Below are 13245 nucleotides of genomic sequence, written 5' to 3'. Positions count from 1 at the left end.
TCGATTCTGTCAACGACTGGCATACACTGCGCGGCCGTTTTTTACCGGAACCCTCGACAACATGAAAAACGTATCCCCGGCCCGTGCCTGCGGCATCGACTTCGGCACCTCCAACTCCACCGTCGGCTGGCATCGCCCTGGCGAGGAGTCGCTGATCGCGCTGGAGGACGGCAAGATCACCCTGCCGTCCGTGGTTTTTTTCAACCTCGAGGAGCGCCGCCCCGCCTATGGCCGCATGGCTCTGCACGAGTACCTCGAAGGCTATGAAGGGCGCCTGATGCGCTCGCTCAAAAGCCTGCTCGGTTCCAAGCTGATCAAGCATGACACCAGCGTGCTGGGCACCGCCCTGCCGTTCAAGGACCTGCTGGGGATGTTCATCGGCGAACTCAAGAAGCGCACCGAAACCAACGCCGGCCGCCCGTTCGACGCCGTGGTGCTGGGCCGCCCGGTGCATTTCGTCGACGATGATCCGCTCGCCGACCAGGAGGCCGAAGACACCCTGGCCGAAGTGGCGCGCAAGATCGGCTTTAGCGAGGTCTCGTTCCAGTACGAGCCGATCGCTGCGGCCTTCGACTACGAGTCGACCATCGAGCGCGAAGAGCTGGTGCTGATCGTCGACATCGGCGGGGGTACCTCGGACTTCTCGCTGGTACGCCTGAGCCCTGAACGTCGCGACCACGATGACCGCCAGGATGACATCCTCGCCACCGGCGGCGTGCATATCGGCGGTACCGACTTCGACAAGCAGCTGAGCCTGCAAGGCGTGATGCCGCTGTTTGGCTACGGCAGCCGCATGAAAAGCGGCGCGTTCATGCCCACCAGCCTGCACCTCAACCTGGCCACCTGGCACACCATCAACTCGGTGTACTCGCAAAAGTCCCAGCAGGCGCTGGGCAGCATGCGCTACGACATCCAGGACACCGACGGCATCGACCGGTTGTTCAAGCTGATCGAGCAGCGCGCCGGGCACTGGCTGGCGATGGAAGTCGAAGAAACCAAGATCCAGCTCACCGAACGCGACCAGCGCCTCGTGGCCCTTGATCGCATTCAGCCGGAGTTGAGCGTCGAACTCACCCGAGCGCTGTTCGAACAGTCGATCAACGGCTTGCTGGAGCGGGTGCGCGGCAGTGTCACCAGCTTGCTGGACAAAGCCGGCGTGCGAGTGGACCAGGTCGATACGGTGTTCTTTACCGGTGGTTCGAGCGGGATTCCGGCGTTGCGCCAGAGCGTCTCGGCGATGCTGCCCAACGCGCGGCATGTGGAAGGCAACATCTTTGGCAGCATCGGCAGCGGCCTGGCGATCGAAGCGCGCAAGCGTTATGGGGATATGTAAGGCTTGGTGATGATGGCGTTCTCGCGGGCCTCTTCGCGGGAAAGCCTTGCTCCCACAGGTGTGAAAGCTGGACCTGTGTACATCTGTGGGAGCAAGGGTGCGCGTTCGGCGGCGAAGAGGCCCTTGAGGGTTACACCAATCCCTGCAATCGCAGCTCGCTCTTGAGATACGCGTAATAGATGGGCCCCGCCACCACCCCAGGTAGCCCGAACGCGGCCTCGAACACCAGCATCGCCAACAGCAGCTCCCACGCCTTGGCGCTGATCTGCCCGCCGACGATCCGCGCGTTGAGGAAATACTCGACCTTGTGGATCACGATCAGATACCCCAGCGCCGCCACCGCCACCCAGATCGACAACGACAGGCCGACGATAGTGATCAGCGCGTTGGACATCAGGTTGCCGATCACTGGCAGCAGCCCCAGCAGGAACGTCAGCACGATCAGGGTCTTGGTCAGCGGCAACTTGATCCCGCACAACGGCAGCACCACCGCCAGGAAGATCGCGGTAAACGCGGTGTTCAACAGCGAGATCTTGATCTGCGCGAAAACGATATTGCGAAACGCCTGAACCAGCAGCGACAGGCGATCGAACAGCGCGGCGGACAACGGCTTGCGCTGGGTCGGATCGGGCAGGTTCTGCAAGGCGACGATGGCACCCAGGACCATGCCGATCAGCAGGGTCACGAAGGTGTGGGCAGCGTCCTTGCCCATCAACTGCAGATCGGTGAGATGCTTGCCCAGCCAGCCGCTGATGGCGATACGGAACTCGGCGGCACTGGCCGGCAGGTAGGCGTCGATGAACGGCGGCAACTGGCTGCGTGCGCGATCGACCACGCCCATGAATTTGTCCAACGAAGCGCCGGGGTTTTCCGCCTCGTGCAGCACGAAACTGATGATGCCGGCAAAAATCAGCGCGAGCACGCTGACCACCAGAGTGCCCAGCAATGCCACCGCCAGCCAGCGCGCGCGGCGCCCTGCGATCAGGCGTTGCAGTTGCGGGGTGAGCATATTGACCAGCTCGAACACCAGCAGTCCGGCCAGCAGGCTGGGCAACAAGCGCAACGGCAGCACCAGATACAGCCCGCCCATGACAATGACTAGACTGGCCAACAATACGTGACGCTGGGAGAACGTTGGCATACAGCCTCAAGACAAACGGCGTGAAGGGATGGGCAGTCTGCCAGCCTTCGCGCTGTAGAGCCAGTGGGTACGGTATTGCCCGGGGGTGCCCCTTTGCGGGTAAGCCTCGCACCCACAGAGTCGAGTCATACCTCTGTGGGTGCGAGGCTTGCCCGCAAAGGCGTCAGTCAGTCATGCCCAGCGTTATCGAAACGATCACTTCTTCTTCAAACACCCACTCATGAACGTCTTGCGCGCATCCCCCTTCAGTGCCTGGGTGGTCGCGTCGGCGTTGCAGGTCTTCATCTTGTCCTGCTGGGTGGCGGCCGGTGCCGGCGCGGCTTTCAGGCAACTGCTCATGAAACTCTTGCGCTCATCGCCCTTGAGTGTCTTGGCGCTGGCATCGGCATTACAGGTCTTCATTTTCTCCTGCTGCGCGGTCGCGGCGAACGCCTGCGAACCCATCATCAACCCCGTCAAGATCATCGCGACATACGAGCATTTCATGGAGTGGTCTCCTTTTGGCGCGGCGAATAGCGCGCCCTCAGCCTGGAGTGTAGACAAACTCGCTTACAAATCTCTTTCGCAGGCAAACCTGGCGTACCAGTCTTTAACCCGGCGCAAGATTTTTCGAACTCTGGCGCCACGCCGTGGCCCTACATATTACATGGCCACTATCGGCCACGCGTAGGAGCGACCTTTATGTACAAGCAAGCATTGGCAGCATTTTGTGTATTGGCATCCGTGGCCGGCTGCTCGACCACCCCGGAAAACCCCGTGGACTTCGTCACCTACCGCAACGAGCCGCTGGTCAAGCAGGTAGAGACTGGCATGACCATGCAGCAAGTGATCGCCATCGGCGGGTCGCCGTCGACGGTAAAGGATGGCACCGCCACCTCGGCTGCCGGTACCTGCAACAACTATGTGCTTAACCGCGACGGCAAGCAGCAGGCCTATTACGTCAGCTTCGACGGCACCGGCCATGTCGACAGCAAAGGCTTCATGACCTGCGCCCAGCATGCGACCAACCAGAAAGCCATGTAACACGCCCTCCCGCGCTGGCGCGCCGCGTTGAAGTTGCCGTTGGATGCACTCGGTAAAACTTTCGCCGCGCCAGCCACTCACACCTTAAGCATCGACCACACCCGGCGCCTGCACCATGGCGCGTAGAGAGTGTGGCGCTCACCGTGATCCGACCGTATCCAGCCTGGAGAGAGATAATGACCATTAATCTGCAACTCACCGACAAGAACACCCTGCGTGAACGCGCGCGCGTGAATGTCGACAAAGGCGCCGTGACTGAAGGCTATAGCGGCGACCGCGAAGAAATCATCCGCTTGCTCAACGAGTCGCTGGCCACCGAGCTGGTCTGCGTGCTGCGCTACAAGCGTCACTACTTCATGGCCAACGGCCTGAAATCCAGCATCGCTGCCGACGAATTCCTCGAGCACGCGCAGCAGGAATCCGAACATGCTGACAAGCTGGCCGAGCGCATCGTGCAGCTGGGCGGCGAGCCGGAATTCAACCCTGACCTGATCAGCGGCCTGTCCCACGCGCAATATGTGGCAGGCAGCACGCTTAAAGAGATGGTTTACGAAGACTTGGTGGCCGAGCGTATCGCCGTCGACAGCTACCGCGAAATCATCCAGTACATCGGCGAGAAAGACCCGACCACTCGCCGCATCTTCGAAGACATCCTGGCTCAGGAAGAAGAGCACGCCGATGACATGGCGGATATCTACAACAGCCTGTGATATCAGGGGTGTAAAAAAACCAGGCGAGTGCCTGGTTTTTTTGTGCCTGCCCAGTCGCACCGCCCCTGTAGGACCGATCTCTGACCAGGACTGACGCGACGCGGTGCAACTGGAGGCATGCGTCGACGGCAAGGACGCCTTCGCGGGCAGAGGCCCGCTCGCACATGGGCATCTCGCTTCAGACTAATCAGTTGGACGACACCGTCTTTGGCGCCTTGCCGTCGCGCATCTGCTGCAGCAGCGGCGTGCACTGATTGGGCTCGTTACCGCCACTCGGCGCCACCAAGGCCAGCAGCCCTGCCGCCGGCCCGGCCACCGCGCCCAGCGCAATCATCCCGGCGCCACGCAGCAACAGCGGCACGGCCTGCACGCCCGCTCCCGGCTTGGCGAACGGCCCGCGCACATACAGCGGCGAGCGCAGCGACAGCAAGCGGAAGCCTTTGGATTCCGGGCTGATCTTCATGTCCAACTGCTCGCTCTTGAAGTTGGCGGTGCCATCGATATAGATGATCGCGTTCTCGGTATCGAACACGAACAGGTTGGGCTTGGCCAGGCCGTCCTTGATGCCCAGGTCGGCGGCGGCGCAGTTGATCTTCACTTCCTTGTCGCCGAAAATCTTGCCGACCACGAAATTACCGACATTGAGGCCGGCGATTTCCATCAGGTCGCGGCTGATGGTGCCGTCGTTGATCAACATCTTCAGATTGCCGTTGGCGCTGCCCAGCAATGCGGCCACCGAGTTGCCGGTACCGGCGATATCAGCGTCACCGTTGAGCTCGCCGAAACTGGTCTGCATCGGCGCGAACGAAGGCGCCAATTGCTTGAGCTTGAAGCCGCGCGCGGTGACCTTGGCGTGACCTTGCAACGGCGTGGTGCGGCCGTTGAGATCGATCTGGGCGTCCAGCTTGCCGCCCGCCACGCCAAAGCGCAGCGGCTCGAGGCGGATCTGGCCGTTGTCGAGAATCACATGGGTATAAAGATCGGTGAACGGCAGTTTCTCGCTGTGCACGATGCGCTTGCCGGTGAACTCGACATCGGCATCCATGGCCGCCCAGCGATCGGTCTTGAATTGCTCGACCGGCAACACTTTGTCCGTCGGTTGCTTGCTGGCGCCGCCCCGAGCTTTCTGCTCAGCGTTGGAGTCGGCACCGATCAGCGGTGCGAGGTCAGTGAACAGCAGCTGATTGGAGACCAGCGCGCCGCTCAGTTTCGGCCGTGGCTGGCTGGCAACGAAGCCCAGATCGCCGTGAATATCGCTATCGCCGATCTTGCCGTTGAAGTTTTCGTACTTGAACGATGCCCCGCCCGCCTCGTGCAGCTTGGCGATCAGGTGTCCGTCGGTGGAGTAAGGCGGCGAATCCGGCAGTGTCACGCCGGTCAGTGGATAAAGGTTGCCCAGGCTGCTGCCGGCCAGACGCAGGCGCAGGTCCAGGGCGCCGAGGTTGCGCGGATCGGTCAGAGTGCCAACCACGCCGATCCGGGTTTGGTCGACCTTCAGATCCACCTGCACCGGGAACGGCTGGGCGGCATCCTGCAACGCCAGCAAACCGCCGATCTTGCCCGTGGCATCCAGTGCCTGGCCTTTGTAGCGGCCTCCCACCTTGAGCCCGAACGCATAGTCCTGAGCGCTGCCGCCCTGATCGCTGACCTTCTTGGCCGCGCCGTTGCCGGCAATTTCGCTGTAGGGAATCGGCTTGCCGAGTGGATCGATCACGACGTCGATCTGCGCATTGAGCGTGGCGTCGTTATAGGTGACATGACCTTTGTCGAAACCAATGGCGCCGATGTCGATCACCCAACTGGAGGGCTCGGCATTGGGATCCTTGGGGTCGAACTGGAAGGTCCAGTTGGCGCGACCATCGGCCAGCCGCTGCAGATCCGCACTGGGTTCGGTCAGGTCGATACGCGGAATGACCACGCGCTCGGCCAGCAGCGGCAAGGGCGCCAGGCGAAACTCGATACGCTTGAGGCCGGCCATTTGCGGGTTTTTTGACCAGTCGGGGTTGCCCAAGGTGATGTCCTCGGCCACGAAGTGCGGCCATGGCACCCACGCACGCCAGCCGCCCTCTTCGGCCTCGCGCTGCCACACCACCGCCAGATTGCCATTGATGGCGAACGGTCGATGCAGGGCTGCCGAGACCTTTTCGTTGATGGTCGGCTTGAGCCGGTTCCAATCGAAGGTGGCAATGACCACCGCGATAATGACCAGCAGTACCGCGAGGGTGGCTAGCGTCCAGCTGATGGCTTTTCCTGTGCGCGACATTGCGGCTTTCTCCTGGTGACAGCGGCCTACTCAGGTGTGAGCGCGCTCTAGCTATATAGGCTGTGACTGATAAATGACCCATCGGTTTCGATTTTCGCAGCCGGTATCGAATGTTCCGATGTATCAACGCGCTCGATGATGAAGCGTTCGGCGTCGGAAAATCCCCGAAGCAGGGCGTTTTCAATCGGCTGGAACCCTTGATTGGCGTGCCCTGCAGCAAACAATCAATTTGGTTGATTGTTACCATTGCTGTTATGAACTTTTATATCAAATTCTCGGGAGTAGTATTGGCTCCGTAGACAACTTAACGCCCTTCCCCGGAGCAACCCATCATGAAACGCCAAATGCTGCTTACCCTGACCCTCTCGATTCTGGCTGCAAACGCTTTTGCTGCACCGGTCACTCATCAAGACCTGTCGAGCCAGATGAAAACCAGCGCTGCCTCGATTTCGCACACTTACACCATTGCGCAGGACGGTGCTGATCGTTCGCTGAACACCGTTGCTCAAGACGGCGCTGATCGTCAGCTGAACTCGGTCGCTCAAGACGGTGCTGATCGTCAGCTGAACTCGGTCGCTCAAGACGGTGCTGATCGCCAGCTGAACTCGGTCGCTCAAGACGGGGCTGATCGCCAGCTGAACTCGGTCGCCCAAGACGGTGCTGATCGTCAGCTGAACTCGGTCGCCCAAGACGGTGCTGATCGCCAGCTGAACTCGGTCGCCCAAGACGGTGCTGATCGCCAGCTGAACTCGGTCGCCCAAGACGGTGCTGATCGTCAGCTGAATTCGGTCGCCCAAGACGGTGCTGATCGTCAGCTGAACACTGTCGCTCAAGACGGTGCCGAGCGTAACCTGACTCAAGTGAGCTAAGTTTGACTGCCCCGAAAAAAGCCCGGCAAACCCACCGGGCTTTTGTTTTGTCCGCAAAATGTCGCTAGCTGAACACCATCCCGCGCCATTCCCGCATCTCAGGTTCGCCCCCCTTCCAGTGATTTGCTAAAGTGCAAGGCTGCCCTCCCAGAAAGCCAGCCAGCCCATGCTCCCGCGCGCCGAACAGAAATTGCAGACCCGACAGGCCCTTCTGGAAGCCGCACGGCAACTGATGGCGTCCGGCCGAGGTTTCGGCAGCATCAGCCTGCGCGAAGTGAGCAAGGCGGCGGGTATCGTCCCCACTGGCTTCTATCGGCATTTCGAAGACATGGACCACCTCGGCCTCGCCCTGGTCAGCGAAGTGGGCGAAACCTTTCGCGCCACCATTCGCCTGGTGCGGCATAACGAACTGATCCTTGGCGGCATCACCGACGCCTCGGTGCGCATCTTTCTCGATGCCGTGGCTGCCAACCGCCCGCAATTCCTGTTTCTCGCCCGTGAGCAATACGGTGGCTCGCTCCCCGTACGTCAGGCCCTGACGACCCTGCGCAACGGCATCAGCTCGGACCTCGCCGCGGACCTCGGACAGATGCCACGCTGGCAGCATCTGGATGCCGCCTCGCTGTCGGTAATGGCCGACTTGGTGGTCAAATCGGTATTCGCCACCCTGCCCGAGCTGATCGATCCGCCGCCGCACCCATTGCCCGCGTATCTGTCACCTGAAGCCAAGATCATCCAGCAGCTACGCTTCATCTTTGTCGGCGCCCGCCACTGGCAGGGGTTAGGCAGCTGAATACGCCGTAACGCACCAAAAAAGAACAAAAACAAGGCGAAAGCCCCAAATCGGAACACCTGAGCGCCCTGAATTCACGCGCATGGCGCGGCTTTTCTAGCATTTTCGAGCTAGCCTTCGATTGGCAAGACACTTGCTCTGTCATAGCCACCGCAATTAGCTGGAAGCCTTTGAATGTTGGTTATCCACCGCAGAATCGAAAAAAAACCTGACTGGTCGGCTGAAATTCACCTGAATTTCGAGGCCCGCAGCAAAAGTCGCCTGCGCTGTTTTAGTGCCGACGGCGAGGATGTCGGGTTGTTCCTCGAACGCGGCCAACCACCGCTCTACGACGGCGAATGCCTGGAGGCAGAAGACGGCCGCGTGGTCCGAGTGGTAGCCCGCCCCGAGCAATTGCTGCACGTGACCTGCGCCAACGCCTTCGAACTGACCCGCGCCGCCTACCATCTGGGCAATCGCCACGTTGCCCTGCAAGTAGGCAACGGCTGGCTGCGCCTGCTCGACGATTACGTACTCAAGGCCATGCTCGAACAGCTGGGCGCTACCACCATCGCCCTGGAGGCACCGTTCCAGCCGGAGCACGGAGCCTACGGCGGCGGCCATCACCACTCACGTCATGGCGATGAAGACTTCAACTACGCGCCCAAGCTGCATCAGTTCGGCGTGCGTAAATGAATCCGGCCTGGGCCCTGCTGCGGCTGGCCAGTCCGCAATTGCCGATTGGCGGCTACAGCTATTCCCAAGGGTTGGAAATGGCCGTCGACGATGGCCGGGTGAACAGCCCGCAAGCCGCCGCCCGTTGGATCAGCGACCAATTGCTGCTCAACCTCGCCCGTTTCGAAGCGCCGCTGCTGCTGGCCCACTGCCAAGCCGCCCTCGATCAGGACTGGACGCAGTTGCGGGTGCTCTGCGAACAACACCGCGCCAGCCGCGAAACCCGCGAGTTGCAGCTCGAAAGCCGGCAGATGGGCTATTCGCTCAAGCAATTGCTGCTCGGCCTTGCAGAGCTGGACGACCCTGCGCGCGAATTCCTGCAGGCCACCGACGAGCCGCATCTGGCCCTCGGCTGGGCACTGGCTGCCCGCGCCTGGCAGATCGAGCCGACCGATGCCCTCGCCGCCTGGCTGTGGAGCTGGCTGGAAAACCAGCTGGCCGTGCTGATGAAAACCCTGCCGCTCGGCCAACAGGCCGCGCAGCGATTGACCAGCGAATTACAGCCCCACCTGCAGCGCGCCCAGCAGCTGGCCACCACCCTTGACCCTCAACACTATGGCAGCGCCGCGTTTGGCCTGTCCCTGGCGAGCATGGCCCATGAACGCCAATACAGCCGCCTGTTCCGTTCCTAGGAGAATATCGATGAACTCTCAGCCTCTGCGCGTTGGTATCGGCGGCCCGGTCGGCTCCGGCAAGACCGCCCTCACATTGGCCCTGTGCCTGGCCCTACGCGAGCGGTACAACCTGGCCGTGGTCACCAACGACATCTATACCCGTGAAGATGCGGATTTCCTGGTGCGCAACGAGGCCTTGGCGCCGGAGCGCATCATCGGCGTCGAAACCGGCGGCTGCCCGCACACCGCGATTCGCGAAGATGCGTCCATCAACCTCGAGGCGGTGGACCAACTCAATCGGCGCTTCCCCGGCCTGGACCTGATCCTGGTGGAATCCGGCGGCGACAACCTGTCGGCGACCTTCAGCCCGGAACTGTCGGACCTGACCATCTATGTGATCGACGTGTCGGCGGGCGACAAGCTGCCGCGCAAAGGCGGCCCGGGTATCTGCAAATCCGATCTGCTGGTGATCAACAAGATCGACCTGGCGCCACTGGTCGGTGCCTCGTTGGAAATGATGGATAGCGATACCAAACGCATGCGCGGTGAAAAACCTTTCGTCTTCAGCAACCAGAAAACCGGCCAGGGCCTGGAGACCATCATCGCCTTCATCGAACGCCAGGGGCTACTGAGCGCCGCTTAAGTATTCGGTGATCCCTGCGCCGCCACACGCGCGGCCCTCCCACAGAGCATGCGTAAAGCTGTGGGAGCACGCGTCGCAAGCGAAGGGGCCCGCCCCAACACCGCAAATCAAAGCTCATCAAGGAAGCCCGAACATGAACCTGAAAAAAGTCCTGGCCGCTGTTGCCCTGCTCCTGGCCCCCGCCGCCGCCTTCGCCCACCCCGGCCACGGCACTGGCCTGATCGCCGGCATCGCCCACCCGCTGACCGGCATGGACCACCTGCTCGCGATGATTGCCGTCGGCCTGTGGGCTGCACAACAACAAGGCGCGGCACGCTGGGCACTGCCCTGCACCTTCGTCGGTACCATGCTGATCGGCGGCGTGCTGGGTTTCGAAGGGCTGCAACTGCCGGCACTGGAAAGCGGCATCGCCGCCTCGGTGCTGGCGCTGGGCCTGGCCGTGGCGCTGGCAGTGCGTCCCCCCTTGGTGCTGGCTGTGACGGCGACCGCACTGTTCGCCCTGTTCCACGGTGTTGCCCACGGCCTTGAACTGCCCGAAATGTCCAGCCCTTGGACCTATGCGGTGGGCTTCGTGGCCGCTACCGCCGTACTGCATGCCGCCGGATACGGCCTGGTGCGCGTATTGCCGCAAGCCGCCGCGCCGCTGGTGCGCGTACTGGGCGCACTGTCGGCGCTGGCCGGGGTGTGGCTGCTGGCTGCCTGATCCCTCTACGGGAGCGGCTCTGCCCGTGAAGCTTCAAAGGCTTCGCGGGCAAGCCGTGCTTCCACCGGTGGACGACTCAGGACCAGACGACTGTGCGGGAGGGAGGTTGCGCGTTCGGCGGCGAAAGGGCCATCGGCATCACCGCAACTCAACCATCCGTGTACTGCCCCCCCACCCCTGCTACCATATCGCGCATCCATCCCTGCCCGACGCGATGACTTCTAGCCAATGCCCCATGTTCCTGGATTTACCGCTGCGCCTGAAATGACCGCGGCCTTTGCCGATGTGCAACGCCATTTCATGCATACCATCGTCCCGATGTGGAGCGGCCCCGGCTGGAACGCCGAACTGGCATTGCCCTATGAAGCGCTCACCCCCGAGCACCATCACCTGCCCGTGCAGCGCTATCGCGCCATGGCCTGCGCCCGCCAGCTGTATGTGTTTTCCAGCCTGATCGGCCAGCATCCCGGTGCCCATGAGCACGCAGGGTTGCTGTTCCGCTCGCTGCAGCGGCACTTCCACGATGCCGAACACGGCGGCTGGTTCTACAGCGTCGACGCCCAGGGCGAGCCACTGGATACCCGCAAGGACCTCTACACCCACGCCTTCATCCTGTTCGCCTGCGCCCATTACTGGGACAAGATCCGCGAGCCGTTCGTGGCCTCGGTACTCGACGGCGCGCTGACAGTGATCCTCGAGCAGTTTGCCACCAGCGAGGGCTTGTACGATTCGTGCCTGGCCCGTGACTGGGCCAGCTTGGGCGAGGGCCCGCTGCAGAATCCGCTGATGCACCTGACCGAGGCCTTTCTCGCCGCACTGTCGGTGCGCGACGACGCACAGGTGCACACGGCCTTGCTGGCGCTGACCAACGCCATGCACAAGCACTTCGTCGAGCCTGTGAATAACTTGATGCTGGAGAAGCCGCTGGGGGCTGTGGATAACTGGTTCGAGCCTGGGCATCAGTTCGAATGGTATTACCTGGTGGGAGCATCGCCGATCCTGCGCGGCAGCCCGCTGCATCGCTCGCTGGAGCAGGCGTTCGGCTTTGCTCAGGTGCACGGCGTGAAGGACGGCGCGGTGCTGGCGATGCTGCACCCCGATGGCAGCGTACGTGACGCCACCCAGCGCATCTGGGCGCAAGCCGAGTATCTGCGGGCGCTGACGCTGCGTCCCGATGCGCAAGAGCGGGTCGCCGCTCAGTTGGCCGTGCTGCGCGAGCGTTTCCTGCACGACCAAGGCTGGATCGAGTGCCGTGATGGTACTGGCGAAATCAGCCGGCATGATATGCCGTCGACTACGCCGTATCACCTGGCGACCAGCTATCAGGGCATTGCGGCTGCGCTGCAGCTGTAAGCCGCGAGAGGGTTCACTCGGCCGCCTTCGCGGGCAAGCCTCGCTCCCACAGGTGTACGACTAATGCCGTGCAGGAGCAAGGCTTGCCCGCGAAGAGGGCGATGGCGTCAGCGCTACATCGAGAGCCTGATCACGCCTTACCCGGCCGCTCCACGGCAAACCCGGCCCACGACTGCGTCACCGGCATGATTTCCAGCGAGTTGATGTTGATGTGCGCTGGCTGGCTGAGGATCCAGAAAATGGTCTCGGCGATGTCCTGCGGCTGAATCGGGTTGGCGCCGGCATAGGTGGCATCGTACTTGGCCTGGTCGCCATTGAAACGCACCAACGAGAACTCGCTCTCGCACATGCCTGGCTCCAGATTGGTGACACGCACGCCGGTGCCTTGCAGGTCGTTACGCAGGTTCAGCGAGAACTGGCGCACGAACGCTTTGGTCGCGCCATATACGTGGCTGCCCGGATAGGGATAGTTACCCGCCACCGAACCCAGGTTGACGATGCTCGCGCCCTTGCCGTGGGCGATCAGACGCGGCAACAGCAAACGCGTGGCATACAGCAGGCCTTTGACGTTGGTGTCGACCATGGTGTCCCAGTCGTCCAGATCGCACTTGGGCGCCGGATCGGTCCCCAAGGCCAGGCCGGCGTTGTTGATCAATGCGCGGATGTCGCCGAACTCGGCGGGCAGGCTGCCGATAGTCGCTTCCATAGCCTTGCGATCGCGCACATCGAGCACCAGCGGCAATACCGGCACCTTCTTCGACAGTTCAGCCGCCAAGGCGTTGAGACGCTCTTCACGGCGCCCGGTCAGCACCAGCGACCAACCTGCATCGGCAAAACGACGGGCGCAGGCCTCGCCAAAACCCGAAGTGGCACCAGTAATAAAAACGGTATCAGTCATCTTCTTCTCCTGAGGTAAAGGTCACCGGCCACAGAGCATGCCCGCGTGGCCCGGCGCCAGCAAGTGACTTGTACAATTGAACAAAAAACAACCACCTTGCGCAAAGCCTTGTAATAGAGGCCTCGCAGCCGGTTATGCGCATCTTATCCACAGTCGGCTCCACAGTAACCGTGGGCAAGTGGATAACC

Annotated in this window: 14 protein-coding genes; 10 read left to right on the top strand and 4 right to left on the bottom strand. The window is 61.9% G+C overall.

All coding sequences use genetic code 11. The features are described from left to right. Positions 1–61 precede the first annotated feature (61 nt). Complete coding sequence (locus LIX93_RS18945) at positions 62–1333, top strand: Hsp70 family protein (protein WP_226505582.1); 1272 nt, start codon at positions 62–64, stop codon at positions 1331–1333. Positions 1334–1463: 130 nt separating this feature from the next. Here the strand turns inward: LIX93_RS18945 and LIX93_RS18940 are convergent, their stop codons facing one another. Beyond that, a complete protein-coding gene (locus LIX93_RS18940) occupies positions 1464–2474 on the bottom strand; it encodes a hypothetical protein (protein WP_226505581.1) in 1011 nt (336 codons plus the stop codon). Between the two features lie 195 nt (positions 2475–2669). Then, complete coding sequence (locus LIX93_RS18935; RefSeq protein ID WP_226505580.1) at positions 2670–2960, bottom strand: PsiF family protein; 291 nt, start codon at positions 2958–2960, stop codon at positions 2670–2672. 195 nt (positions 2961–3155) lie between these two features. On the opposite strand from LIX93_RS18935, the gene osmE reads away from it, so the two are divergent. Then, positions 3156–3497: an osmotically-inducible lipoprotein OsmE gene (gene osmE / locus LIX93_RS18930; protein ID WP_226505579.1), complete on the top strand. Its 342-nt coding sequence runs from the start codon at positions 3156–3158 to the stop codon at positions 3495–3497. A 176-nt stretch (positions 3498–3673) separates the two neighbouring features. Beyond that, on the top strand, positions 3674–4207 hold the full coding sequence (locus LIX93_RS18925) for a ferritin-like domain-containing protein (RefSeq protein WP_226505578.1): 534 nt from the start codon (positions 3674–3676) through the stop codon (positions 4205–4207). Between the two features lie 187 nt (positions 4208–4394). On the opposite strand, the gene LIX93_RS18920 is transcribed toward LIX93_RS18925, so the two are convergent. Next, complete coding sequence (locus tag LIX93_RS18920) at positions 4395–6470, bottom strand: AsmA family protein (protein ID WP_226505577.1); 2076 nt, start codon at positions 6468–6470, stop codon at positions 4395–4397. A gap of 332 nt (positions 6471–6802) precedes the next feature. Between LIX93_RS18920 and LIX93_RS18915 the strand changes: the two genes are divergently transcribed. The 7 genes from LIX93_RS18915 to LIX93_RS18885 all read left to right on the top strand — a co-directional run bounded on the left by LIX93_RS18915 (position 6803) and on the right by LIX93_RS18885 (position 12159). Next, on the top strand, positions 6803–7339 hold the full coding sequence (locus tag LIX93_RS18915) for a phage infection protein (protein WP_226505576.1): 537 nt from the start codon (positions 6803–6805) through the stop codon (positions 7337–7339). Positions 7340–7505: 166 nt separating this feature from the next. Further along, on the top strand, positions 7506–8132 hold the full coding sequence (locus tag LIX93_RS18910) for a TetR family transcriptional regulator (RefSeq protein WP_226505575.1): 627 nt from the start codon (positions 7506–7508) through the stop codon (positions 8130–8132). A 174-nt stretch (positions 8133–8306) separates the two neighbouring features. Beyond that, positions 8307–8807 (top strand): urease accessory protein UreE, encoded by a 501-nt coding sequence (gene ureE / locus LIX93_RS18905; protein ID WP_226505574.1) that lies wholly within the window; start codon positions 8307–8309, stop codon positions 8805–8807. After that, positions 8804–9478: an urease accessory protein UreF gene (locus LIX93_RS18900; protein WP_226505573.1), complete on the top strand. Its 675-nt coding sequence runs from the start codon at positions 8804–8806 to the stop codon at positions 9476–9478. Before ureE ends, LIX93_RS18900 begins: the two co-directional genes overlap by 4 nt. A 10-nt stretch (positions 9479–9488) precedes the next feature. Further along, a complete protein-coding gene (gene ureG / locus LIX93_RS18895; RefSeq protein ID WP_226505572.1) occupies positions 9489–10103 on the top strand; it encodes an urease accessory protein UreG in 615 nt (204 codons plus the stop codon). Between the two features lie 133 nt (positions 10104–10236). Beyond that, positions 10237–10806 carry a HupE/UreJ family protein gene (locus LIX93_RS18890; protein ID WP_226505571.1) on the top strand — a complete coding sequence of 190 codons (570 nt, stop codon included), beginning with the start codon at positions 10237–10239 and terminating at the stop codon, positions 10804–10806. Positions 10807–11034: 228 nt separating this feature from the next. Further along, positions 11035–12159 (top strand): AGE family epimerase/isomerase, encoded by a 1125-nt coding sequence (locus tag LIX93_RS18885; protein ID WP_226505570.1) that lies wholly within the window; start codon positions 11035–11037, stop codon positions 12157–12159. 130 nt (positions 12160–12289) lie between these two features. On the opposite strand, the gene LIX93_RS18880 is transcribed toward LIX93_RS18885, so the two are convergent. Then, positions 12290–13057, bottom strand: a complete 768-nt coding sequence (locus LIX93_RS18880; RefSeq protein ID WP_226505569.1) for an SDR family oxidoreductase — start codon at positions 13055–13057, stop codon at positions 12290–12292. Between the last annotated feature and the right edge of the window lie 188 nt (positions 13058–13245).

The sequence above is a fragment of the Pseudomonas sp. MWU16-30317 genome, from assembly GCF_020515695.1.
Taxonomy (GTDB): domain Bacteria; phylum Pseudomonadota; class Gammaproteobacteria; order Pseudomonadales; family Pseudomonadaceae; genus Aquipseudomonas.
This window is presented reverse-complemented; position numbering and strand designations above follow the sequence as displayed.